At 64.1% G+C, this 23,471-nt stretch carries 18 protein-coding genes and 1 tRNA gene; 8 read left to right on the forward strand and 11 right to left on the reverse strand.

Features of this window, described 5'->3' with window-relative positions; genetic code table 11:
• From IEW63_RS01935 to IEW63_RS01955, 5 genes are all read right to left on the reverse strand, one after another.
• On the reverse strand, nucleotides 1-1,959 hold the full coding sequence (locus IEW63_RS01935; protein ID WP_229710281.1) for an alkyl/aryl-sulfatase: 1,959 nt from the start codon (nucleotides 1,957-1,959) through the stop codon (nucleotides 1-3).
• A gap of 19 nt (nucleotides 1,960-1,978) precedes the next feature.
• Entirely contained in the window at nucleotides 1,979-3,580 is a 1,602-nt protein-coding gene (locus IEW63_RS01940; RefSeq protein WP_188634904.1) for a GMC family oxidoreductase, read from the reverse strand.
• Nucleotides 3,581-3,594: 14 nt separating this feature from the next.
• Nucleotides 3,595-4,137 carry a twin-arginine translocation pathway signal protein gene (locus tag IEW63_RS01945; protein WP_188634905.1) on the reverse strand — a complete coding sequence of 181 codons (543 nt, stop codon included), beginning with the start codon at nucleotides 4,135-4,137 and terminating at the stop codon, nucleotides 3,595-3,597.
• 24 nt (nucleotides 4,138-4,161) lie between these two features.
• Nucleotides 4,162-5,577, reverse strand: coding sequence for a coniferyl aldehyde dehydrogenase (locus IEW63_RS01950; protein ID WP_188634906.1), 1,416 nt, complete (start codon nucleotides 5,575-5,577; stop codon nucleotides 4,162-4,164).
• 149 nt (nucleotides 5,578-5,726) lie between these two features.
• Nucleotides 5,727-5,803, reverse strand: a tRNA-Met gene (locus IEW63_RS01955).
• Nucleotides 5,804-6,024: 221 nt separating this feature from the next.
• Between IEW63_RS01955 and IEW63_RS01960 the strand changes: the two genes are divergently transcribed.
• On the forward strand, nucleotides 6,025-7,206 hold the full coding sequence (locus tag IEW63_RS01960; protein ID WP_188634907.1) for a sensor domain-containing diguanylate cyclase: 1,182 nt from the start codon (nucleotides 6,025-6,027) through the stop codon (nucleotides 7,204-7,206).
• A gap of 39 nt (nucleotides 7,207-7,245) precedes the next feature.
• Entirely contained in the window at nucleotides 7,246-8,298 is a 1,053-nt protein-coding gene (dinB, locus tag IEW63_RS01965; RefSeq protein ID WP_373288198.1) for a DNA polymerase IV, read from the forward strand.
• On the opposite strand, the gene IEW63_RS01970 is transcribed toward dinB, so the two are convergent.
• Nucleotides 8,290-8,736, reverse strand: coding sequence for a hypothetical protein (locus IEW63_RS01970; protein WP_188634908.1), 447 nt, complete (start codon nucleotides 8,734-8,736; stop codon nucleotides 8,290-8,292). The genes dinB and IEW63_RS01970 overlap by 9 nt on opposite strands.
• Before the next feature lie 151 nt (nucleotides 8,737-8,887).
• Here IEW63_RS01970 and IEW63_RS01975 point away from each other — a divergent pair, with 151 nt between their 5' ends.
• Nucleotides 8,888-9,661 carry an SDR family oxidoreductase gene (locus IEW63_RS01975; RefSeq protein WP_229710283.1) on the forward strand — a complete coding sequence of 258 codons (774 nt, stop codon included), beginning with the start codon at nucleotides 8,888-8,890 and terminating at the stop codon, nucleotides 9,659-9,661.
• A 46-nt stretch (nucleotides 9,662-9,707) separates the two neighbouring features.
• On the opposite strand, the gene IEW63_RS01980 is transcribed toward IEW63_RS01975, so the two are convergent.
• Together IEW63_RS01980 and IEW63_RS01985 are read right to left on the reverse strand one after the other, a co-directional pair.
• A complete protein-coding gene (locus IEW63_RS01980; protein WP_188634910.1) occupies nucleotides 9,708-10,148 on the reverse strand; it encodes a DUF2489 domain-containing protein in 441 nt (146 codons plus the stop codon).
• Entirely contained in the window at nucleotides 10,148-10,627 is a 480-nt protein-coding gene (locus IEW63_RS01985; protein ID WP_188634911.1) for an LEA/WHy family protein, read from the reverse strand. The genes IEW63_RS01980 and IEW63_RS01985 overlap by 1 nt, the downstream gene beginning before the upstream one ends.
• Before the next feature lie 122 nt (nucleotides 10,628-10,749).
• Between IEW63_RS01985 and IEW63_RS01990 the strand changes: the two genes are divergently transcribed.
• Nucleotides 10,750-11,250, forward strand: coding sequence for a hypothetical protein (locus tag IEW63_RS01990; RefSeq protein ID WP_188634912.1), 501 nt, complete (start codon nucleotides 10,750-10,752; stop codon nucleotides 11,248-11,250).
• A 6-nt stretch (nucleotides 11,251-11,256) separates the two neighbouring features.
• Here IEW63_RS01990 and IEW63_RS01995 read toward each other — a convergent pair whose 3' ends face one another.
• Complete coding sequence (locus IEW63_RS01995) at nucleotides 11,257-11,733, reverse strand: YchJ family protein (RefSeq protein WP_188634913.1); 477 nt, start codon at nucleotides 11,731-11,733, stop codon at nucleotides 11,257-11,259.
• Between the two features lie 82 nt (nucleotides 11,734-11,815).
• Between IEW63_RS01995 and dinG the strand changes: the two genes are divergently transcribed.
• Genes dinG through pdxH form a run of 3 tightly spaced genes read left to right on the forward strand, consistent with a single transcriptional unit; the run spans nucleotide 11,816 to nucleotide 15,837 of the window.
• Nucleotides 11,816-13,948, forward strand: a complete 2,133-nt coding sequence (dinG, locus tag IEW63_RS02000) for an ATP-dependent DNA helicase DinG (RefSeq protein WP_188634914.1) — start codon at nucleotides 11,816-11,818, stop codon at nucleotides 13,946-13,948.
• A gap of 31 nt (nucleotides 13,949-13,979) precedes the next feature.
• Nucleotides 13,980-15,152 (forward strand): serine hydrolase domain-containing protein, encoded by a 1,173-nt coding sequence (locus IEW63_RS02005; protein WP_188634915.1) that lies wholly within the window; start codon nucleotides 13,980-13,982, stop codon nucleotides 15,150-15,152.
• Nucleotides 15,153-15,195: 43 nt separating this feature from the next.
• The gene (gene pdxH, locus IEW63_RS02010; RefSeq protein WP_188634916.1) at nucleotides 15,196-15,837 is read left to right on the forward strand and encodes a pyridoxamine 5'-phosphate oxidase; all 642 of its coding nucleotides are present in this window, start codon (nucleotides 15,196-15,198) and stop codon (nucleotides 15,835-15,837) included.
• Nucleotides 15,838-15,892: 55 nt separating this feature from the next.
• On the opposite strand, the gene aceF is transcribed toward pdxH, so the two are convergent.
• On the reverse strand, nucleotides 15,893-17,575 hold the full coding sequence (gene aceF, locus IEW63_RS02015; protein WP_188634917.1) for a dihydrolipoyllysine-residue acetyltransferase: 1,683 nt from the start codon (nucleotides 17,573-17,575) through the stop codon (nucleotides 15,893-15,895).
• A gap of 11 nt (nucleotides 17,576-17,586) precedes the next feature.
• Nucleotides 17,587-20,238, reverse strand: a complete 2,652-nt coding sequence (gene aceE, locus IEW63_RS02020; RefSeq protein WP_188634918.1) for a pyruvate dehydrogenase (acetyl-transferring), homodimeric type — start codon at nucleotides 20,236-20,238, stop codon at nucleotides 17,587-17,589.
• 251 nt (nucleotides 20,239-20,489) lie between these two features.
• Here aceE and glnE point away from each other — a divergent pair, with 251 nt between their 5' ends.
• On the forward strand, nucleotides 20,490-23,432 hold the full coding sequence (gene glnE, locus IEW63_RS02025; RefSeq protein WP_188634919.1) for a bifunctional [glutamate--ammonia ligase]-adenylyl-L-tyrosine phosphorylase/[glutamate--ammonia-ligase] adenylyltransferase: 2,943 nt from the start codon (nucleotides 20,490-20,492) through the stop codon (nucleotides 23,430-23,432).
• The last annotated feature ends 39 nt before the right edge of the window (nucleotides 23,433-23,471 follow it).

Here is a 23,471-nt window from a genome sequence, read left to right on the forward strand (position 1 = left end):
TTATTCCCCGACAGGCTCGATGAGGGCGAAGTCCGGGCTGAAGTCATCCAGCAGACTCAGCAGCTCGAAAAGTTTCTGCGGGTCACCCTCCATACGGATCTCTCCGGCCCGGATCGCCTGGGGGAAACTGGTGCGCTGCAGCAGGATGCCGTTCAGCGTGGCCCGTTCCAGACTGACGCTGACATCGGCCTGCTCCGCGTGGCGATCGGGCAGCCAGGTCAGGGTGGCGTTCTGCAGGTTGAGCCGGTAGCGCTCGTCGGTGTCAGTGAAGTGCCAGTTGAGCACGATGTGCCTGCCCTCGGCCTTCGGCCCGTTCAGCCGCACCCCCAGCAGGTCGAAGAACATGCCGCTGTCCAGCGCCTGCAGGAGGTCTGCCGCAAGCGCGCCACCTTCATGGGCAGGCGTCCCCTGGCGCAGCTCCAGCGCGCCGGACAGGTAGGCATTGCGCCACGGGCCGGACTCGGCCTGGTAACCCAGCTGTTCCAGCGCCGCTGCGTTCAGCTCCCGGGCGGCACGGTTGTCTGGCTCGGCGAAGACGGCCTGGCTCATGATGGACGCCACCCAGCGGTATTCGCCCTTCGCGAAGTCCTCCTGCGCTCTGGAGATGACCTGATCCATGCCGCCCATGTATTCGATGGTCTTGCGCGCCGCCTGCTGGTCCGGCAGGGGGTTCAGGCTGGCCGGGTTGGCGTCGTACCAGCCCAGGTATTTCTGATAGATGGCCCGGGCGTTGTGTCGCAGGGTGCCGTAGTAGTCGCGGGCGATCCACTGGCTGGCAAGGCTGTCGGGCAGGCGCAACTGCTCGGCGATCTGGTCGGGCCGGTAACCGTGATTCATCAGCCGCACGCTCTGGTCGTGGATATGTTTGTACAGGTCCCGCTGGGTGGCGAGAAAGTGCTGCACGCCAGCCTGATCCCAGACCGGCCAGTGATGCTGGGCGATGAGGATATCGGTGCGCGGGCCGTATTCCTCCAGCACCTCGTCGATGTAGCGCGACCAGCGGCTGGCATCCCGGACTTCCGCCCCCCGGAGGGTGTAGATATTGTGCAGCTGATGGGAGGTGACCTCGGCGGTGTTGAGCACCCGGCTGGCCGGGAAATACAGCATCAGCTCGGCCTGTGCCTCGCTGCCCTGGGCCATGTGGAAGTCGATATCCACACCATCGATCTGTTGGCGCCCGCTGGCGGAAATGATGTCCGTCGGCGGGATCAGGGTCAGCTGACCCATGCTCAGCGCCTTGCCCAGGCCGTTGTCGATATGGCCCTGCGGCCCGGCGGGCAGCTGGGTGCCGTACATGTACATGGCGCGCCGGGTCATGGCGTTGCCGGCGATCACGTTCTCGCTGACCGCGTGTTCCATGAAGCCTTCCGGCGCGTAGATCCGCACCCGGCCTGAGCCGACATCCTCATCGCTGACGATACCGCGCACGCCGGCAAAATGGTCGACGTGGTTGTGGGTGTAGATGACTGCCACCACGGGCCTGGCGGGCCGGTGGGCCAGATACAGATCCAGTGCGGCGCGGGCGGTGGTTGGCGTGAGCAGCGGGTCGATCACGATCAGGCCGGTCCGGCCTTCGATGATGGTCATGTTCGCCAGATCCATTCCGCGGACCTGATAGATGCCCTCGGTCACCTGGAACAGCCCGTGGATCGCATTCAGACGTGCCTGACGCCAGAGGCTGGGGTTGGCAGTGGCCGGTGCGTCCTGTTCGAGGAAGGCATAGGCGCCCATGTTCCAGGCGGTACTGCCATCGGGGTTGAGCAACGGGTCCTGCGCCGCGGCGATGAAGCCCCGGCGCGCGTCTGCAAAGGCCTGATCGTCGCTGAAGTCCAGCTGCTGCAGCACCGCCGCATTGGCCCTGGCGGTCGCCGGCTCGGCAGGTCTGCTGTCAGCGGTTACTGCGCCAGAGAGGCACAGCCCAATGGCAAACAGGGCGGTCAGGTGAAGGTTCTTTATCATTGTCATGGATTCCAAACGATCAGGTAGATTGGGATGTCAGCCGCTCGGCCAGCTGGCTCGACAGCCGGGCGGCGATGGCATAGATGGACAGCTGCGGGTTGGCACCGATGCTGGTGGGGAACAGTGAGCCGTCATGCACCGAGAGGTTCTCAAGGTGATGATGCCGGCCGAGGCTGTCGGTGACCGCCTGCCGCGGATCCTCGCCCATGGCGCAGCCACCCATCACATGGGCGCTGCCCAGCCGGATCTTGAAGCGGCGCAGCTCCAGTTGCTCGATCATCGCGCGGGCTTCAGCCAGGCTGCGGGCTGGGTGGGCATCGTTATGTACGGGTATGACGCTGCGGGCACCGGCGGCGAACTGGATCTCGGCCATGCTCATGAGGCTGCGGCGTACGCCATCCCAGGTGTAATCCGTCATCCGGTAATCCAGCACCGGTGAATCATCGCTGCGCAGCTGAACCGTGCCTTCGGCGCTGTCCGGGTGAAAGCCGTCGCGCAACAGGGCGATCATCATGTTGCTGGTCGGCAGCTGCTGCATCAGTTGCGGGTGGGCGACCCCGGTGCCGCCGAGGACGGTTGCGCTGAAGCCGGGCTGCATCGGCGGGACCTCGAGCTTGTAACCCATCGCCCCGGTGACGCCGTCCTGCCACTGGAAGTGATCCGAATATACCGACTGGGGGGCGCCGTAGAACGGGTTTATCCGCTCATCGAACTGCGCCCAGGAGAAGGTGGTCAGGTGCAGGAAGGTACGCTTGCCGACCCGGTCATGGGGATCGGGTGCGCCGGAGCGCAGCAGCAACCCCGGGGTATTGATGCTGCCGCCGGCAAGGATGTAGTGGCGGGCGCGCACCCGAATGCGCCGGCCGGTCGGTTCCACACAGCGGTCGTCCATGGCCACGCATTCGAGCCCGCTGACCCGGTCGCCGTCCAGCGCCAGACGCTCGGCACGGGCCAGATAGAGCAGTTGCCCGCCCCGATCGAGCAGAGCGGGAATGCTGGTGACCAGCATCGACTGCTTGGCATTGGTCGGGCAACCCAGGCCGCAGAAACCCAGGTTCCAGCACTGGCGCACGTTCCGGCGAATCGGCGCGTGGTGCAGCCCCAGTGTCTCGCAGCCACGGCGCAGCACATCGTTGTTGGCATTGGGTGGCAGGCTCCAGGGCGCAATGCCGAGTCGTTCTTCCATCCTCGCGAACCAGGGGGCGAGTTCCTCGCTGCTGTGGTCTCGCACGCCGTGCTCGCTGGCCCAGTGCGCCAGGGTGGGCTCCGGAGTGCGAAAACAGGAGGTCCAGTTGACCAGCGTGGTACCGCCCACCGCCCGGCCCTGGAGGATGGTGATGGCGCCGTCCTTCGACATCCGTCCCAGACCTTCCTGATAGAGGGCAGGGTAGGCCTCGTGCTCCTGCATCCTGAAACTGCTGCTGGTAAAGAGACCGCCTTCCTCTATCAACAGCACCCTGAAGCCAGCCGCGCTGAGAATCTCGGCGCTGGTGGCACCGCCGGCGCCGCTGCCGACGATGGCGATATCCGTCTCGATGGTGAGATGCTGCTCCAGTTGCGAGGCGTTGGTCACCTGCCAGTTGCCCTTGAGCCCCTCGGCGAATGTATCCCTTACAGTCATCCTGATTCTCTCCGTCAGATCCCTGGTGGCCCGGGGTAACCGCATTGCGGCCACGCGGCGGGGCTGCTGTAGCAGGCCAGCAGGATCAGGTTGGTAAGCGCATTCTGCCCTTGCTGCAGCAAGGCAAGTGAACTGCCCTCCCAGCGGCGCAGGAAGTTTCTTACGGCCTCGTCACTGGCGTCTTCCCACTGCCCCCAGATGCCGGTGGCCGGTCCGCGGGTGACACCGAGTGTGAGCAGATCGAACAGTTGCATGATCTGACCGTTGAGGCTGGGAGAGAGCCGGTCGAGATTGTTGTCCAGTGCCTGCAGGACCTCTTCTACCGCAGCCGCCGGCTGACCGGTGGGCAGGGCCCCGCTGAGTATCACCGGAATGATGCGCCGCAGCATCGGCAGGTCGGACTGCCGCAGTTGCCGGAAGCCGGCGGCAGCCGTATCGGTTCGGCCAGCGACGATGGCAATGCCGCCGGCGGAAGCCAGTACCACCGTTCCGAACAGGCCGACCTTCAGCAACTGGCGCCGGCTCAGGCCGGACGGGGAGGTAAACACCTTGCTCATATTATTGTTGTTCCTGTGAGCGGGTCAGCGGATGAGAAATCTGCGCAGCAGCTTCTGCATTGCGGTGCCGTAGGGCGGGTAGAGTACCCGCGTGGCATTGAAGCGCGGCTTACGCAGCACCGCCTTGGCCTTGCTGAAGGTAAGGAAGCCTTCATGGCCGTGGTAATGCCCCATGCCGGAAGGACCGATACCGCCGAAGGGCAGGTCGGAAACCGCCACATGCAGGAGCGTTTCATTGATGCCGACCCCACCGGAGTGGGTCTGGCTGACTATCCGCCGCTGCTGCTCCCGGTCGTAGCCGAAATAATAGAGCGCCAGCGGGCGCGGTCGGGCATTTACATAGGCAATCGCATCGTCAATCCGGCGGTACGGAACGATGGGCAACAGCGGGCCGAATATCTCGTCCTGCATGACCAGCATGTCATCTCTGACATCCAGCAGCAGGGTGTGGGGCAGGCGACGTTCCTGACCCCGATCAAACAATGGGATCAACTGCGCGCCCTTGCTCCGGGCGTCGTCCAGATAGCTGTTCAGGCGGGCCTGCTGGCGCGGGTTGATGATGCTGGTGTAATCCGGGTTGTCCTCCAGCCGGGGATAGAACCGCCCGATCGCCCGCCGGTAGGCTTCGACAAATCCTTCCACCCGGTCCTCCGGGACCAGCACGTAATCCGGCGCCACACAGGTCTGCCCCGCGTTCATGGTCTTGCCGAAGGCGATGCGCTCGGCGGCATCCTCCAACGGCACCGTCGGAGAGACGATCGCCGGCGATTTGCCCCCCAGTTCAAGGGTGACCGGTGTGAGATTGTCCGCCGCCGCATGGAGAATATGCCGGGCAATGCTGGTGGCTCCGGTGAACAACAGGTGATCGAAGGGCAGGCGGGAAAAGGCCGCGCCCACGTCCGCCTCGCCCAGTACGACGGTCACCAGATCCGCAGGGAACGCCCGAGCCAGAAGGTCCTTTACCCGTTGCGAAGTGGCCGGCGTCGCCTCGCTCATCTTGATCATCACCCGGTTGCCTGCAGCCAGCGCGCCGATCAGTGGCCCCAGCGCGAGAAAGATCGGGTAGTTCCACGGCACTATCACCCCGATCACCCCCAGCGGCTGGTAGAACACCTGGGCTGAACCGGGCTGAAAGGCAATGCCCAGCGGGCGGCGGGATGGCCTCATCCAGCGTCGCAGGTGTCGCCGGGCGTGATCGATCGATTGCAGGGTGGGGAGTATCTCGGCAAACAGCGTCTCGTCCCGGGATCTGTTGCCGAAGTCCCTGGACACCGCATCGGCCAGTGCGTCCTGCTCACTGGTCACGAGCGCGCGCAGGGTCTTCAACCAGCCTAGGCGGGTCTCGGCCGAAGGCAGCGGTGTGGTACTGAAGGCGCTGCGTTGTTTCTCGAGCAGCTCGGAAAGCGAGGCTTCGAGCTGCTCAGGGGAAAGGCGGTCCATGCGACGCTCCCATTGATTAGAGTTATTGCTCTAATCTTGTAGAGGAAAGCGTGAACGCCGTCAACGGATCAGTTGACGAGCCCGGGATTCGGGTGGGTTGAGGGAACGCAAACAAAAAAGGCAGATCAATTGATCTGCCTTTTCGTATCTGGTTGCGGGGGCAGGATTTGAACCTACGACCTTCGGGTTATGAGCCCGACGAGCTACCAGACTGCTCCACCCCGCGTCTGAGGTGGCTCATTCTACGGATTTAGCGGAGGCTGTCAAGCAATTGATGCAAAAAGATTTTTCCTCTGTGCACCACGCTCCGGGATTTTTCGGTTCACCCATAAGGGTGATGGCGCTATAGTATCGCCTGCGGTCATGTGTATATCACTCCCGCGCCTGTCTCGGTTGGATACAGCGACCGGGCATGGTATATGGAAGAAGAAAAAATAAGGACGGGCCATGCCATTCTCTTCGGAGCGTTACCGGATATCCTCATTGTGGGCGGAGTTTGCCGATCCGGCGGTGGAGAAGGCCTTCCTGACCCATATGCAACCCATGTGGGCACGCAACCTGCGCGTTGCAGTATTTGTATGGGCCGGGTTGCTCCTGGCCTTCGGATTGCTGGACCTGCAGGCCCTGGGCTGGTCGCGGGACTTCTTCATACTGGCGGCATGCCGCATCGTGCAGTCCGCCCTGCTGTTCGGCTTTGCCTGGGTGCTGCCCCGTCGGCCGCACCTGGCCGCCAGCGGCTACGCCGTCACAGCGCTGGAAATCATCGGCTTCTTTCTGTTCATGCCGATCTATTTCCTGCGGCCGGACATCGCCACTCTCACCATCGTGGTGCTGGGCGTAATGGTCCTGACCATGATGCTGTTCGTTCCCAACCGCCTCAAACTCAACATGGTCGCTGCGACGGTAGCGGTGATCCTGGCGCTGACGTGCATCGCCCTGAAGGGGCGGGGGGCGGAGATCGTGATTGGTGCGGCCATCTTCCTCTCGCTGCCGGTCGCTACCGGCTTCTTCGGTACCCAGCAACTGGCCAAGGTGCAGCGTCAGCAGTTCGCGATGTTCAACGAGGCACGTGCCGCCAACCGCGAACTGCGCAAGGAAATGGAGCGCCGCAAGCTGCTGGAAGAAGAGCTCAAGCGCCAGGCCACCACCGACCCGCTTACCGGTCTGTTCAATCGCCGGCAGTACGAAATGCTGTTTCGCCGGGAGCGGGAGCGGTGTCGGCGGCAGGGCACCGGTATCTGCGTGGCCATGGCCGATCTGGACCATTTCAAGGCATTGAACGACGAGTTCGGTCATGACGCAGGCGATGCGGCCCTGCGCCACGTGGCGGGACTGTTCACGGCCAAGCTCCGGGAGGGCGATGTGGTCGGCCGTTTCGGCGGCGAGGAGTTCATCATCCTGTTGCCCGATACCGATGCGCCGGAGGCCGAGCGGGTGATCGAACGGCTGCGCGGCGCGCTGGAAGCCAATCCGGTCATGATCGAAGGGCAGCCGCGGACGCTGACCGCTACCTTCTCTGTCTCCGCCGTGCGCGCTGGCGAGCGCGATATCGTGGACACCCTGCGTCGGGTCGATGCCGGCCTTTATCAGGGCAAACATGCCGGGCGCAATCAGGTGATTGCCGTCTGATGCGATACAATATCCGGCATCATCAGCCGGATATCTGCCTTGCGGAAAATCATTCACATAGATTGCGACTGCTTCTACGCTGCCATCGAGATGCGGGATGATCCGCGCCTGCGCAATCGGCCGCTGGCGGTGGGGGGCGATCCGGGCAAGCGTGGGGTGATTGCCACCTGCAACTACGAGGCCCGGGCCTATGGCGTGCGCTCGGCCATGGCCTCGGCTTACGCGAAGAAGCTCTGTCCCGATCTGCTGATCGTGCCCGGGCGCATGTCGGTCTATCGCGAGGTATCGGCAGCCATCCAGGCGCTGTTCCATGACTATACGCCGCTGATACAGCCACTTTCTCTGGACGAGGCCTATCTGGACGTCACCGACAGCCAGGCCTGCCGTGGCAGCGCCACGCTGATCGCCGAGGACATCCGCCGGCGGGTGCGTGAGACCCAGGGGATTACCGTGTCCGCCGGGGTAGCGCCGAACAAGTTTCTGGCCAAGATCGCCAGTGACTGGAACAAGCCCGACGGCCTGAAGGTAGTGCTGCCGGAGGAGGTGGATGCTTTTGTCCGCGATCTGCCGGTTGATCGGCTGCCCGGTGTGGGCCGGGTCACTGCCCAGCGTCTGCACAATCTGGGGCTGGATACCTGTGCCGAGGTGAGACAGTGGCGCAGGGAGGATCTGTACCGCGAGTTCGGTATCTTCGGCGAGCGGTTATGGGAGCTGGTGCGGGGCATCGATGAGCGTCCGGTGGTAGTGGAGCGGGTGCGCCAGTCGGTCAGCGTGGAGAACACCTATGAACAGGATCTTCCTGATCTGCAGGCCTGTATTGCCGCACTGCCGCCGTTACTGGACAAGCTGGCCCAGCGTCTGGGCAGGCTGGAGGGCGACTATCGGGTCAGCAAGCCCTTCGTCAAACTCAAGTTTCAGGACTTCACCCAGACCACCCTCGAGCAGGCGGGGGCGCCGGTGACGCCGGCTGGCTTCGAGGAGCTATGCGCCCAGGCCTTTACCCGTGGCAACCGGCCGGTACGGCTGATCGGCGTCGGGGTCAGGCTGGACAGCAGCTACAGCCCGATGGGGGAGCAGCTGACGTTATTCTGAGTCGCCGGCGTTGCGTGCGCATGTCGGGCACAGGTGATTCTCGCCGCTGGGTACCCAGCCCAGCTCGCCGATGCGCTCTACCGCCCTGGCGGTGCGCTGCTCAAGGTTGTCCTTCTCGTGCGCCATGAATTCGAATGCCTGCTCCCTGGCGCAGCGGTCACAGCGTATCGACCAGCCCAGCACCATGCGGTCCCGCAGGTTCGGGCCGGTAGCGGTCGCCGTCCATTGCCCGGCGGGGTTGATCAGGTAGCGCACCTTGCTGACCTGCAACGGCAGCGGCAGGTCTCGACTGCCCTTGACGGTACAGATCAAGGTGTCGCCGGGTTGAATGCCGCCACCCTGACCGGTTACCTGATAGAGGCCGTCAGCGATGGTGCGGCACTCGATCAGGGTGTGGGAGGGGTTCAGCGCGCTGCGCCGGAAGTCGTGTTCTGCCATGGGAAGGTCCGCCGTTGAAGATGACCGCATGATAACACCGGTGCAGGTCGGGATATCACCGTGCTCACTGATGGTCCGTACCCGGCCTTAACGCTTATATGATCGGGCAAACGCTTACCACACAATAACAGAGGGATACACGATGGGTGTCATGCAGCTGTTCGATCTCACGGGCAAGGTTGCCCTGATCACCGGCGGAACGAAAGGGCTGGGCCTGCAGATGGCTGAAGCCTTTGGCGAGCAGGGGGCGAAGATCTTCATCAACGCGCGCAAGGCCGAGGAGGTGCAGCAGGTTGTCGAGCAGCTCAATGCCCGTGGCATCGAAGCGGCCGGTATCACCTGCGACCTGGGCAAGCCCGAGGGCAACCCGGTGGCCACCCTGGTGGATGCCGTCGAGGCGCGTTTCGGTACCATCGACATCCTGGTCAACAATGCCGGCACCACCTGGGGCGAGCCGGCTGCCGAGCACAGCTACAGCGGCTGGCAGAAGGTGATGCACCTCAACGTGGATGTCTGCTTCCTGCTCGCCCAGGAGGTCGCCCGCCGTTTCATGATCCCCCGGCGCTCGGGCAAGATCATCAATATCGCCTCGATTGCCGGGCTCAAGGGCAATGGCCCCAACACCGGCGTGCATACGGTGGCCTACAACACCAGCAAGGCCGCTGCGATCAACCTGACCCGCGCACTGGCCGGGGAATGGGGCGCCTTCAATATCCACGTCAACGCCATCTGCCCCGGTTACTTTCCGACCAAGCTGGCCAAGGGGCTGGATCATGTCTCCGAGTCCATCATCCGTCAGACACCGCTGGGCCGCGTGGGCGGCGAGGATGACATCAAGGGCCTGGCGCTGTTCTTCGCCAGTGAAGCGTCCCGCCATGTCACCGGTCAGGCGGTGGCGGTGGATGGGGGCTACTCGGCAGTCTGAGCCGTCAGCTGCATGACGGAGCCGCAATGGCTCCGCCTTGCCGTGGTCAGATCAGACCGCTGCGCAGCTCCTGCGCGGCCCGGTGCAGCGCGTCCCGGTGCTGCTGTTCCAGCGTCTCCATGTACTCTTCGTGCTGGCGCCGCTGGGCCGCCGGCAGCGCTTTCCAGCTCTCGTGGGTGGGGATGTGTGCGGTGGCGTCGTAGATGGTTTCGAAGATCGCCAGGTTCAGGTTCGCCCGCCGCGGTCCGTCATAATTGTCCAGCAACACCTTGATGCGGATGGCGCCTTCGATCGGCGGCACCTGGCCTTCACAGAGCCCCCGCGCGAGCAGGCGGATGTCACCGGCCAGGCGCTGGTTCCGCTCATGGGTCTGCTGCATGCGCTGCTGGCGCCGCCGCCATACCTGATACCACAGCCAGGCCGCATAGCCCGCAAGTAGGAAGATCAGCAGCAGGCCGCCGATCATCAGCCATTCACTGAAATCCATCAGCGAACGCTCAGGGCGGCAGGGTCCAGCGTGCCGCTTTCGTTCAGGTTAAGACGCGGCGCCCAGAAATAGCCGGTGCGGATGTGCCCGTCGATGCGGTAATCGATCGGTTGCTGGGTTTCCGCCATCTTCAGCAGATCACCCAGGTGGCGCCAGATGTTGGAGCGTACCGTGAGGTTGAAGTACTCGGAGCCGTAGGCCGGCACGTCGAAGGCGTGATCTGTCACGCCCGTGGCCAGGCGGGCGTCGTTCAGATAGATCTGGTAGTGCATGCCGCGGATGGGCAGGCTGCGGTCGTTGGGGTTGTCCACACGCATGCGCAGGCGGAAGGATTGCTCCCAGAGGTTGGACCTGAGCATTTCCACATTGGCCAGGCTGACATCGGGCTCGATATAGGACCGGTTGAACACGGCACAGCCGTTCAGCGAGAGCAGGCTGCCGAGCAGTAAGCACAGGGCCAGTCCAGAAACGCGCATCATCGATGGGATCCCTCCGTCTTGTGTGGATGTATTGTCGGCGACGGGCAGCCTGTCCATACTAGGTGCTGTTGAAGGCAAACAGCAACGACCGTATCACCAATTTGCGACAGGGGAGTGAAAAGATGGCTGGTTTCGAGGTTGTCTTCCAGGGGCAGGTGCAGCCCGGCCTGGACCCGGCACAGGTACGTGCCCGCATCGGCCAGCTGTTTCAGGTGGATGAGCGGCAGGTCGAAATGCTGTTTTCCGGTAGGCGCATCGTGATCAAGAGTGGTCTGGATGAGCAGGCCGCACAAAGGTACCGCCAGGCCATCGAGCGGGCCGGGGCCCAGTGTGAGCTCGTCCCGTTGCAGGAGGAGCCCCCCGCCGCCGCACCGGCGCCGGCCCCTGCGCGCGGTGTTGCGCCACGGGACGAGTTCATGGCCGCCTTCGTCGACGTCCAGGCCCCGGATTTCCCCCTGGCCGAGCCCGGGGCAGACATGCAGGACAGTTACACCGACCACCCTCCGCTGAACATCGACCTCTCGGCCTTCACCCTGGCGCCGCCGGGTACCGACCTTGACCAGCGGCCCGACCTGCCCCCGCCGCCGGCACCGGATACCAGCCACCTTCGACTGCAGGATTGATCCGGTTCAGTAGCGACAGCACTGCTTGAACTTGCGCCCCGAACCGCAGGGGCAGGGATCGTTGCGCCGGGCCGTGACCGGATGGTTGGGGTCGATGAAATACCAGCGCTCCCCGAGCCGGCAGAAGTCGGAACACTCCAGGTGACTGTGTTCGCTGCCATTGCCTTCGGCCCAGCGCACCACGAAGGCTACCTGCGTCCGGGCTGCGTTGCCGCTGGTCGGATCCTCCTCGGTTACCTGCAGCCCCAGCCAGCGACTTTCCCGACTCCACTGCTCCATGGCCTGCCGGTCCAGCTGCGATTGCTGGGCGGGCAATGTGGTGGCCACCAGATAGTCGATCAGCCCCAGCACATAGGCGCTGTAGCGCGAACGCATCAGACGTCCGGCGGTCGGTGCCGGCTGGCCGAGGTGCAGCGGCTGACAGCAATCGGCATAGTGGCTGTTGTCGCCGCAGGGGCAGGGGGCGGTCGGGTCGGTGGGCATGATCGGTACCTGTAATGTGAGCGGGTCGCCGGGCGGTGGCCGGGGCCAGATGGTATCATTCCCGGTCTGCTCCGGAGACCCCATGCTCAACGATGACCTCAAAGGCCAGATCCAGAAGGCCTACACCACGTTCCTCGAAAACAAGTCGCTGAAGCCGCGTTACGGCCAGCGATTGATGATTGCCGAGGTGGCCAAGCTGTTCGGCAATGTCGAGCTGGACGACGAGGGGCATCGCGCCGGCGAGGCGGCGGTGGCAGTGGTTGAAGCCGGCACGGGTACCGGCAAGACGGTTGCCTACTGTCTGGCGGGCATTCCCATCGCCAGGCACCTGGGCAAGCCGCTGGTGATCTCCACCGCCACGGTGGCACTGCAGGAGCAGATCGTTCTCAAGGATCTGCCGGACATCCAGCGCAACGCCGGGCTGGACTTTCATTTCGCCCTGGCCAAGGGGCGTGGCCGCTATGTGTGCCTGTCAAAGCTCGACCAGCTGCTGCAGGACAACCAGGCCATGGCCAGCCAGCAGCAGGGCTTCGCCGAGGAAGGTTTCCGCATCGATGTGGATGAGGCCGGGCTGAAGCTCTACACACGCATGGTCGAAGCCTTGGGCAGCAACAAGTGGGACGGCGAGCGTGATTCCTGGCCGGAAGCGCTGGAAGACCAGGACTGGTCCCGCCTGACCACCGACCATATCCAGTGCACCAATCGGCGCTGCGGGCATTTCAACCAGTGCGTGTTCTACAAGGCCCGCGAGGGCATCCAGAAGATCGACGTGATCGTCACCAACCATGATCTGGTGCTGGCGGACCTGGCCCTGGGTGGCGGCGCCATCCTGCCGGATCCGCGGGATTGCCTGTACGTTTTCGACGAGGGCCATCACCTGCCGGACAAGGCCATCAACCACTTCGCCCACCACACCCGCATGGGCGCCACCGCCGACTGGCTCGATCAGCTGGACAAGAACCTGACGCGGCTGCTGGCTCAGCACCCGCTGCCGGGGGATTTCGGCCGGCTGCTGGAGCAGGTGCCGCAACAGGCCCGGGAGCTTCGCCCCCACCAGCAGTTCATGGCCCAGGCGCTGGGTGAAGTGGCGGATTTTGCCAGCAGCGAAGATGTCAGCGGGCACGTGCGACCGCAGTACCGCTTTGAACATGGCGTGGTGCCCGAGCAGCTGCGGGAGATGTCGGTGGAGCTGAAGGCCGGGTTCGGCCGCATCACCGATCTGCTGCAGCGGCTGGTGGACCTGCTGAAGGACGCCATGGACGGGGAGGTGAGTGGCGTTCACCAGACCCAGGCCGAAGAATGGTACCCGCTGTTCGGTGCCCTGCAGGCCCGGGCCGAGGGCAACTGGACGCTGTGGACCCATTTCAGCCAGGTCGACCCCGAGGACAAGCCGCCGACCGCCCGCTGGCTGACCCTGACCGAGCAGGGTGATCTGGAGGTGCATGTCAGCCCGATTCTGGCCGCCGACACGCTGCGCCAGTATCTGTGGCATTCGGCCTTTGCCGCGCTGGTCACTTCGGCCACCATCACTGCGCTGGGGCGATTCGACCGCTTCAGTCACCGCGCCGGCCTGCCGAAGAACGCGGTATGTACCCTGGCGCCCAGCCCCTTCCGGTATGCCGAGAGTGGCGTGCTGCGGATACCCGACCACGGCGCTGACCCGCGGGACAACGCCGGTCACAGCGCGTCGATCATCGAGCATCTGCCGCAGATGCTGGCGGACGAGCCAGGCAGTCTGGTGCTGTTCTCCTCGCGCCGACAGATGCTCGAGGTCTTTGCCGGGCTGCCCGCGGCCTTCCGCGAGCGGGTGCTGGTGCAGGGCGACCTGTCGAAGCAGGAGCTGATCCGCCAGCACCGCGCACGGGTCGACAATGGCGAACCCAGCGTGATCTTCGGCCTGGCGAGTTTTGCCGAAGGGGTGGATCTGCCGGGGAAATACTGTGAGCATGTGGTGATCGCCAAGATACCGTTCGCGGTGCCCGATGACCCGGTCGAAGCGGCGCTGTCCGAATGGATCGAGCGCAATGGCGGCAATCCGTTCATGGAGATTGCGGTACCCGATGCCTGCCTGCGGCTGGTTCAGGCCTGCGGGCGACTGCTGCGTACCGAGCAGGACACCGGCACCGTCACGCTGCTGGATCGGCGGCTGGTGACCCAGCGTTACGGCAAGGCCATACTCAACGCATTGCCGCCGTTTCGCAGAGAGATAGAATGACAACCCAGTACCCCTGTCCGGATGATTTCAGATGACCCAGGTGCAAGGCTATTTCGACCCCCGCTTCGAAACCGTGCGGGACCTGTTCGCCCAGCAGCAGAGCGATCCACAGGCGCGTGGCGCCGCGCTCTGTGTGACGGTGGGTGGCGACACCGTGCTGGACCTCTGGCATGGCGTCATGGACCGGGACAACAGTCGCGTCTGGGAGCAGGACACCCTGGTCAACGTGTTTTCCTGTACCAAGCCGATCGGTGCCGTGGCGCTGCTGCAGCAGGTACAGGCCGGGCGTATCGGTCTGGATGATCCGGTGGCAGATGTCTGGCCGGAATTCGCTCAGGCCGGCAAGCAGCAGATCACCTTCCGCCAGCTGCTCAGCCACCGCTCCGGCCTGTCCGCCATCAGCCAGCCGCTGGCCCCCGAAGCGCTCTTCGACTGGCAGGCCATGACCGCTGCCCTGGAGGCACAGGAGCCGTGGTGGCAACCGGGCGACCAGCACGGTTACGCGCCCCTTACCTATGCCTGGCTGCTGGGCGAGCCGCTGCGCCGGCTGACCGGCCAGATGCCCGGCGACTATCTGCGTGAGCAGATCTTCCAGCCGCTGGGGATGGACTTTCATGTGGGGGTGGCGGATGCCGACCTGCAGCGTATCGCCAGCGTCTCGCGCCTGCGCAACCAGTTCGGGGATGAATATGCCCGGGCCCTGTTCTCGGCCATGGGAGACCCCGCCGGGCTCGCCTTCAAGGCCTTCGCCAACCCCAGCAGCCTGCAGAACAGTACCAACAAGCCGGAGTGGCAGCAGGCGCATATCCTGTCGGCCAACGGCACCGGCAACGCCCGCTCGCTGGCGCGTTTCTGGCAGGTTCTGGCCCATGAGGGCAAGATCGACGGTGTGCAATTGCTGGATGCCGAGCTGGTGCAGCTGATGCACCGGGAACACAGCGCCGGCATGGACCTGACCCTGCACTGTCCTACCCGTTTCGGTCTGGGAGTGATGCTGGAACAGCAGTGGCAGGGTGGCAGCTTCGGCATGGGCGAGAACGCCTTCGGCCATCCCGGCGCCGGTGGCGCCCTGGGGTTCGCCGATCCGGACGCCGGTGTCGGCTTCGGTTACGTCACCAACACCATGGGCCCCTACGTGCTCACCGATCCCCGGGCCGGTGAACTGAGCCGCGAAACGTATCGATGCCTGCGCGAGCTGTACTGAGCGGCTGCGCCTGAACCCCTAAACGAACCCACAGGAACAGCCGATGAAATACAGCATCGCCGACATGCGCCGCAACTACACCCGCGATGGTCTCGTGGAAAGCCAGGCGCCGGAGGACCCCTACACCCTGTTCGGCCTCTGGTTCAGCCAGGCGGTCGAGGTGGAGTCCACCGAGCCCAACGCCATGATGCTGGCCACGGTGGATGGGGAGGGGCAGCCGCATCTGCGCACCCTGCTGCTCAAGGGGTTTGATGATCGGGGGTTCGTTTTCTATACCAATTACCAGAGCGCCAAGGGCCGGCAGCTGCTGGCGCACCCGGTGGCGGCGATGACCTTCTGGTGGCCCGACCTGGAGCGCCAGGTACGGATCGAAGGACGGGTCGAGCAGGTGACGGATCAGGAGTCGGATCAGTACTACCAGAGTCGCCCGCTGGGCAGCCGGCTCGGCGCCTGGACCTCCCCGCAGAGCCAAGTGATCAGCGGTCGGGAAGAACTCGAACAGCGGCTGGCGGAGGTCGAACGCCGGTACGCTGATGCCGAGCCGCCGAGGCCGCCCCACTGGGGCGGTTTCCGGCTGGTACCGCAGATGATCGAGTTCTGGCAGGGCCGACCCAGCCGTCTGCACGACCGCCTGCGTTACTGCAGGGAAGAGGATGCCTGGCGGCGGGAGCGGCTGGCTCCCTGAGTCTGTTGCGCATGAAAAAGGCCGGCATTTGCCGGCCTTTTTTATTACTGCAGCATTACAACAGCATGGACCGTATGTCACCAAGCAGCTCGCCGAGCCGCTTGGTGAACTGGGCGGCAGCGGCGCCGTTGATGGCGCGGTGGTCGTAGGACAGGGACAGCGGCAGCATCAGCCGTGGCTGGAAGGCGTTGCCGTCCCACACCGGCTGCATGGTTGCCCGGCTGACGCCGAGGATGGCCACTTCCGGTGTGTTCACGATCGGCGTGAAATAGGTCCCGCCGATGTGCCCCAGGCTGGAAATGGTGAAGCACGCGCCCTGCATCTCGTTGGCGCTGAGCTTCTTGTTGCGTGCCTTGTCGGCCAGCTCGGCCGCTTCGGCTGCCAGCTCCAGCAGGCTCTTTTTGTCCACGTCGCGGATCACGGCGACCAGCAGGCCGTCCGGCGTGTCCACGGCAAAGCCGATGTGCACGTAGTTCTTCTGGATCAGCTGCTTGCCATTGGCGGCCAGCGACACGTTGAAGTTGGGCTGTTCACGCAGCAGGTGGGCACAGGCCTTGAGCAGGAAGGGCAGTACCGTCAGCTTGACGCCGGCCTTCTCCGCCACGGCCTTCTGCGCCTTGCGGAAGGCTTCCAGTTCGCTGATGTCAGCCAGATCAAACTGAGTGACATGCGGAACGTTGAGCCAGCTGCGATGCAGGTTGGCCGCGCCGATCTGCTGCAGGCGGGTCATGTCCTTCAGCTCGACGTCACCAAAGCGGCTGAAGTCGACCTCCGGCACCTGCGGAATGCCCGCACCGCCTGTGGCCGCCGCTCCGCCGCCTTCCTTGCGCTGCTGCATAACGCCCTTCACGTGGGCCTGCACATCATCCTTGAGGATGCGGTTGCGCGGGCCGCTGCCGGTGATTTCGGTCAGATCAACGCCGAACTCGCGGGCCAGCTTGCGTACCGCAGGGCCGGCGTGGACCTTCTTGCCGCCTCTGGACGGCGCGCCCACCGGCGCCGGCTTCTCCTCGCTGGCGCTGCCGGAAGCGGCTGGCTTCTGGCTGGAGGGCGGCTCAGGGCGGGCCCCCTTCTCCGGTACCACGGCGACTTCGTCTTCGACCTCCTCGACAATGGCGGCGGGAGCTGACTCGTTCTCTTCGCCTTCGACGCGCAGGGTGACCATCGGGTCGCCGGTCTGCACTTCCTGCTCCAGCTTGACCTCGATGGACTCGATCACGCCGGCCGCCGGGGAGGGGACCTCCATGCTGGCCTTGTCGGACTCCAGGGTGAACAGGCTCTGTTCGGCCTCGACCTTGTCGCCGGGCTGCACCAGCAGCTCGATGACCCGGGCGCTTCCGTCGCCGATGTCGGGGATATTGAAGCTCTGCACGCTGCTCGCGGCCTTGCCGGCTGCTGGCTTCTGCTCGGCGGTGGCTTCTTTCTCTGCTTCCGGTTCGGGCTCGCTCTGAGCCTTGGCGTCGTCCTTGTCGTCGGCTTGTGCTTCAGGCTCGCCGGCGTCTTCCTCACCGCCGATTTCCAGCTCGATCATGTCGTCACCCTCGTTGAGGGTATCGCCGATCTTGACCAGAATCGCCTTGATCACCCCAGCCTTGGGGCTGGGGACTTCCATGCTGGCCTTGTCGGATTCCAGGGTCAGCAGGCTCTGCTCCACCTCGACCGTATCGCCGACCTCGACCAGGATCTCGATGACTTCACCTTCGCCGCCGATGCCGGGTACCTTGATCACTTCACTCATGGCATCTCTCCTCAAACGTCCAGCGGGTTGGCTTTGTTCGGGTTCAGACCGAAGGTAGTCTGAGCTTCGATCAGCACCTCGGGCTGCAGGTCACCCTGCTCGACCAGGGCGGACAGCGCGCTGTAGGCGATCCAGCGGCGGTCGACTTCGAAGAAGTCTCGCAGCTTGCGACGGGTATCGCTGCGGCCGAAGCCGTCGGTGCCCAGCACCTGGTAGGTGCCCGGTACCCACTGGCGGATCTGGTCCGCGTACAGCTTCATGTAGTCGGTGGAGGCGATAACCGGACCATCGCGCTCGGCCAGGTTCTGCTCGACGTAACTCAGGCGCTTGGGCTCGGTCGGATGCAGGCGGTTCCAGCGCTCCACGGCCAGGCCATCACGGCGCAGTTCGTTGAAGCTGGTCACGCTCCAGATATCCGAGCTGATACCGAAGTTGTCACGCAGCAGGGCGGCAGCTTCGCGCACTTCGCGCAGGATGGTGCCGGAGCCCATCAGCTGAACGTGATGCTTGCCTTTCTCGCTGGCTTCTTCCAGCAGGTACATGCCGCGGATGATGCCTTCTTCCACGCCCTCGGGCATGGCCGGCTGGGCGTAGGCTTCGTTCATCACGGTGATGTAGTAGAAAACGTTTTCCTGCTCTTCCATCATCTGCTTGCTGCCGTGCTGGATGATCACCGCCAGCTCGTAGGCATAGGTCGGGTCATAGCTGCGGCAGTTGGGGATGGTCGCGGCGAGGATGTGGCTGTGGCCGTCCTCATGCTGCAGACCTTCACCGTTGAGCGTGGTGCGCCCGGCGGTGCCCCCGATCAGGAAGCCCTTGGCGCGGCTGTCGCCGGCGGCCCAGGCCAGGTCGCCGATACGCTGGAAGCCGAACATCGAATAGAAAATGTAGAACGGCAGCATCGGCTGGTTGTAGGTGCTGTAAGCAGTCGCACCGGCGATCCAGCTGGACATCGCACCGGCTTCGTTGATGCCTTCGTTGAGGATCTGACCCTTCTTGTCCTCGCGATAGAACATCACCTGATCCTTGTCCACCGGCGTGTACAGCTGGCCGACGGAGGAGTAGATGCCGAGCTGACGGAACATGCCTTCCATGCCGAAGGTACGGGCTTCGTCAGGCACGATGGGCACGATGCGCTGGCCGAGCTCCTTGTCCTTGAGCATCTGCGCGAGAATGCGCACGAACGCCATGGTGGTGGAGATCTCACGCTCGCCGGTACCGTCCAGCATCGCCTTGAGGGTTTCCAGCGGCGGCGTCGGGATGGCCTTGCTCGACACGCGACGCTGGGGCATGTAACCGCCCAGGGCTTCGCGGCGCGAGTGCAGGTACTTGTACTCGGGGCTGCCTTCCTCGGGACGGTAGAAGGGCAGTTCTTCCAGCTTATCGTCGCTGATCGGGATGCCGAAGGCGTCGCGGAATTTGCGCAGGCTCTCGGTATCGACCTTCTTGGTGTTGTGGGCAATATTCTGACCCTGGCTGGCGCCGGTGCCGTAGCCCTTGATGGTCTTGGCCAGGATGACGCTGGGCTGACCCTCGTGGTTGACCGCTGCGTGATAGGCGGCATACACCTTGTAGGGATCGTGGCCGCCGCGGTTGAGTTTCCAGATTTCCTCATCGGACATGTTCTCGACCATCTTCTTCAGCTCCGGCCGGGCACCGAAGAAGTGTTCGCGGACATAGGCTCCGTCGTTGGCCTTGTAGTTCTGGTAGTCGCCGTCGACCGCTTCTTCCATGCGGGCCTGCAGCAGACCGTCGTGGTCGCGGGCCAGCAGCGGATCCCACAGGCGGCCCCAGATGACCTTGATCACGTTCCAGTCGGCGCCGCGGAAGTTGCCTTCCAGCTCCTGGATAATCTTGCCGTTCCCGCGGACCGGGCCGTCCAGGCGCTGCAGGTTGCAGTTGATGACGAAGATCAGGTTGTCCAGCTTCTCGCGGCCGGCCAGGGAGATGGCGCCCAGGGATTCCGGCTCGTCACACTCGCCGTCGCCGAGGAAGCACCAGACCTTCTGCTTGCCCGGCTCGATGAAGCCACGGCTTTCCAGGTACTTCATGAAACGTGCCTGGTAGATCGCCTGAATCGGCCCCAGGCCCATGGAGACGGTGGGGAACTGCCAGAAGTCAGGCATCAGCCAGGGGTGCGGATAGGAGGACAGACCGTTGCCGTCCACTTCCTGGCGGAAGTTGTTCATCTGGTCTTCGCTGATACGACCTTCGAGGAACGCGCGGGCGTAGATGCCCGGCGAAGCGTGACCCTGGAAGTACACCAGGTCACCGCCGTGCTCCTCGGTGGGGGCCTTGAAGAAGTAGTTGAAGCCGATATCGTACAGCGTGGCGCTGGAGGCAAAGGTGGAAATGTGACCACCCAGATCCGGATCCTGCTGGTTGGCACGCATCACCATCGCCAGCGCATTCCAGCGCACCATCGAGCGGATACGGCGCTCCATGAACAGATCACCGGGCATCTGCGCCTCATGGGTGACCGGAATGGTGTTACGGTAGGGCGTGGTGATCGCGTACGGGAGCTGGGTGCCGCTGCGGCTGGCCAGCTCGCCCATGCGTTGTATCAGATATTCCGCCCGTTCTTCGCCTTCATTCTCGAGAACGGATTCCAGGGCATCGAGCCATTCCTGGGTTTCGAGTGGATCGACATCGGTGTGCTTCATATATTTCTCCAGACCTTGTGAGTCCCAGGTGAAAAAACAGCCGCATGAACAGAGCGTGGAGGTAAATGGCTCAGGCTGCGACAGTCTTGGGTGCGTGTAGTTTTACTACATTTTAATGAAAAAGACTATCCGGTCATTGTCTGTTCTGTAGTGAAACTACACGAGCGGAGCCTTGAATTCCCGCTGCGGACTTTTCCATTTGCCCCCGTGCGTGGCAATCTGCACGCTTTGATGATTATTCAGGATAGACCATGCCTTTCTCCTTGCCCGTGACATTGCCCGGCCCTCTCCGGACGCTGGTTGAGCATCATCTGGCCCAGTGGCTGGGCGCCGTCAGGCAGGCGGGGCTGGAGGAGCAGTTGTCGAATCTGGGCGAACCCTGCCTTGGCGAACTTGAACGGGTGCTGGCCGGCAGCGACTTCGTTGCCGAGCAGTTGCGCCGTGATCCGCACATGCTCTGGCGACTCATGGAGGAGGAGCATCTGCACCGCAGCCTGCGCAGCGGCGAAATGGCCGAGCTGCTCACCGAAGCGCTGACCGGCGTCGAAACCGAGGAGCAGATGGCCCAGGCGCTGCGTCGGTTCCGGCAACAGCAGCAGGTGCGCATCATCTGGCGCGACATCACCCGTCAGGCTGCTACCATGGAAACCACCCGCGACCTGTCGGATATGGCAGATGCCTGTCTGGAGCAGGCGTATCGCTGGGTCTACGATCAGCTCACAGGCGGTTTCGGCACGCCGGTCGACGAGTCCGGCGCTGCCCAGCACCTGGTGGTACTGGGGATGGGCAAGCTGGGTGCCCAGGAGCTCAACCTCTCCTCCGATATCGACCTGATCTTTGCCTTTCCGACCCAGGGCGAGACCACTGGCGGGCGTCGCAGCCTGTCCAATCAGGAGTTCTTCACCCGGGCAGGGCAGCGGCTGATCAGGCTGCTCGACGAGGTGACTCTGGACGGCTTCGTGTTCCGCGTCGATATGCGCCTGCGGCCCTACGGGGACAGCGGCGCGCTGGTGTTCAGCTTCAATGCGCTCGAGCAGTACTACCAGAGCCAGGGCCGGGATTGGGAGCGCTACGCAATGATCAAGGCCCGCGTGGTGGCAGGGGATCAGGCCGCCGGCACGGAGTTGATGGAGCGGCTGCGGCCCTTCGTCTACCGTCGCTACCTGGACTTTGCCGCCATCGAGGCGCTGCGCAACCTGAAACAGCTGATCCAGCGGGAAGTGCAGCGCAAAGGCCTGCAGGACAACGTCAAGCTGGGCTCCGGCGGTATCCGCGAGGTCGAGTTCATCGGTCAGGCCTTCCAGCTGATTCATGGTGGCCGTGACCGCAGCCTGCAGCAGAGGCCTATCCTGGCAGTGCTCGACATGCTGGCGACCAACACCTATCTGCCGGATGAGGCGGTGGATGAGCTCAAGGGCGCCTATCTGTTTCTGCGCGATACCGAACACGCGTTACAGGCCATTGATGACCGCCAGACCCAGATGCTGCCCACCGACGGCCTCGGTCAGGCCCGGGTGGCGATGATCATGGGATTCGACAGCTGGGAGGAGTTCCGTCGTCAGCTCGAGCTGCAGCGCAGTCGCGTCGCGCGGCATTTCGCCGAGGTGATTGCCGACCCCGACGAGGACGACGAACTGGACCTGGCGCCCCATGGCCAGTGGATGACCCTTCTGACCGGCTTCCCCGAGCCGGAGCAGGCTACCGAGCAGCTGGCTGAAGGCGGATTCAGTGACCCTGCCCGCGCCTGGGAACTGCTGCAGAACCTGATGCGCTCGCCCCGGGTACGCAGCATGCAGCGCATGGGTCGGGAGCGGCTGGATGTGTTCATGCCCCGCCTGCTGGCGATGGCCTGCGAGCAGGAGAACCCGGATCTCGCGCTGGAGCGGGTGGTGCCGCTGGTCGAGGCGGTGGCCCGTCGCTCGGCTTACCTGGTGCTGCTTACCGAGAACCCGAGCGCCCTGCGCGAGCTGCTGGTGCTGTGCTCCGCCAGCCCACTGGTGGCGGAGCAGATAATTCGTTACCCGGGGGTGCTGGACGAGCTGCTCAATGCCGGTCGGCTCTACCGCCCGCCGGAAATCGGCGAGCTGGCGGACGAGCTGCGCCAGCAGATGCTGCGCATTCCCGAGGACGATCTGGAACAGCAGATGGAAGCGCTGCGTTACTTCAAGCGGGCCCACGGGCTGCGCGTGGCGGCCTCGGAGATTGCCGGGAGTCTGCCGCTGATGAAGGTCAGCGACTACCTGACGTGGATTGCCGAAGCCATACTGCAGCAGGTACTGCAGCTGGCCTGGCGGGACATGGTGCGCCGTCATGGCCTGCCCAGACGCCATGACGGCAGCCCCTGCGAGCTGGACTTCACCATCGTGGGTTACGGCAAGGTGGGCGGAATCGAGCTGGGTCATGGCTCGGATCTGGACCTGGTGTTCATCCATGACGGCGATACCGACGCCGAGACCGACGGCCCGCGCCCGCTCGATGGCGGGCGATTCTATACCCGGCTGGGCCAGCGCATCATCCACATGCTCAACGCCCAGACGCCATCAGGTGTGCTCTACGACGTCGACATGCGGTTGCGCCCCTCCGGCGACTCCGGGCTGCTGGTGACCTCGCTGGATGCCTTCGCCCGCTACCAGCGGGAAACCGCCTGGACCTGGGAGCATCAGGCCCTTGTGCGGGCGCGGCCGCTGGCCGGTTGTCCGGCGCTCGGCGACAGGTTCAACGCCCTGCGCGCCGAGGTGCTGGGCCGCAGGCGGGACGAGGCGGAGCTGCGCCGGAACGTGAACGAGATGCGCCGCAAGATGCGCGACAACCTGGCAACCCTGGCCACCCGCGGAGGGTTGGAGCCGTCCGCGTTCACTGCCGAAGCGCCATTTGATCTGAAGCAGGACGCCGGAGGTATCGTCGATATCGAATTTATGGTGCAATATGCGGTTCTGGCCTGGTCGTGCCGGTACCCAGAGTTACTGCGTTACACGGACAACATCAGAATATTGGACGGGCTGCGTGACGCCGGACTGATCCCCGGCGAAGACGTTCAGCAGCTGCAGGAGGCTTACAAGGCCTACCGGGCAGCAGCCCACCGCCTGGCATTGCAAAAGCAGCCGGGGAAAATACCTGGCGACCAGTTTCATGACTACCGACATCACATCATCCGACTCTGGCACCAGTGGCTGCCGGACGCGGCGGATGCGTGAGCACCTCGAGATTCGGCGGGCATGATCAGGCAGAACCCA

The sequence above is a fragment of the Halopseudomonas pertucinogena genome, assembly GCF_014646575.1.
Lineage (GTDB): Bacteria > Pseudomonadota > Gammaproteobacteria > Pseudomonadales > Pseudomonadaceae > Halopseudomonas > Halopseudomonas pertucinogena.

Coding starts and splice junctions, on each gene's coding strand:
- dinG (WP_188634914.1), top strand. CDS start 11,816: ATGCTCAACGATGACCTCAAAGGCCAGATCCAGAAGGCCTACACCACG.
- IEW63_RS01990 (WP_188634912.1), top strand. CDS start 10,750: ATGGCTGGTTTCGAGGTTGTCTTCCAGGGGCAGGTGCAGCCCGGCCTG.
- IEW63_RS01980 (WP_188634910.1), bottom strand. CDS start 10,148: ATGGATTTCAGTGAATGGCTGATGATCGGCGGCCTGCTGCTGATCTTC.
- aceF (WP_188634917.1), bottom strand. CDS start 17,575: ATGAGTGAAGTGATCAAGGTACCCGGCATCGGCGGCGAAGGTGAAGTC.
- glnE (WP_188634919.1), top strand. CDS start 20,490: ATGCCTTTCTCCTTGCCCGTGACATTGCCCGGCCCTCTCCGGACGCTG.
- IEW63_RS01960 (WP_188634907.1), top strand. CDS start 6,025: ATGCCATTCTCTTCGGAGCGTTACCGGATATCCTCATTGTGGGCGGAG.
- IEW63_RS01950 (WP_188634906.1), bottom strand. CDS start 5,577: ATGGACCGCCTTTCCCCTGAGCAGCTCGAAGCCTCGCTTTCCGAGCTG.
- IEW63_RS01995 (WP_188634913.1), bottom strand. CDS start 11,733: ATGCCCACCGACCCGACCGCCCCCTGCCCCTGCGGCGACAACAGCCAC.
- pdxH (WP_188634916.1), top strand. CDS start 15,196: ATGAAATACAGCATCGCCGACATGCGCCGCAACTACACCCGCGATGGT.
- IEW63_RS01975 (WP_229710283.1), top strand. CDS start 8,888: ATGCAGCTGTTCGATCTCACGGGCAAGGTTGCCCTGATCACCGGCGGA.
- IEW63_RS02005 (WP_188634915.1), top strand. CDS start 13,980: ATGACCCAGGTGCAAGGCTATTTCGACCCCCGCTTCGAAACCGTGCGG.
- IEW63_RS01940 (WP_188634904.1), bottom strand. CDS start 3,580: ATGACTGTAAGGGATACATTCGCCGAGGGGCTCAAGGGCAACTGGCAG.
- aceE (WP_188634918.1), bottom strand. CDS start 20,238: ATGAAGCACACCGATGTCGATCCACTCGAAACCCAGGAATGGCTCGAT.
- IEW63_RS01970 (WP_188634908.1), bottom strand. CDS start 8,736: ATGGCAGAACACGACTTCCGGCGCAGCGCGCTGAACCCCTCCCACACC.
- IEW63_RS01985 (WP_188634911.1), bottom strand. CDS start 10,627: ATGATGCGCGTTTCTGGACTGGCCCTGTGCTTACTGCTCGGCAGCCTG.
- IEW63_RS01945 (WP_188634905.1), bottom strand. CDS start 4,137: ATGAGCAAGGTGTTTACCTCCCCGTCCGGCCTGAGCCGGCGCCAGTTG.
- IEW63_RS01935 (WP_229710281.1), bottom strand. CDS start 1,959: ATGATAAAGAACCTTCACCTGACCGCCCTGTTTGCCATTGGGCTGTGC.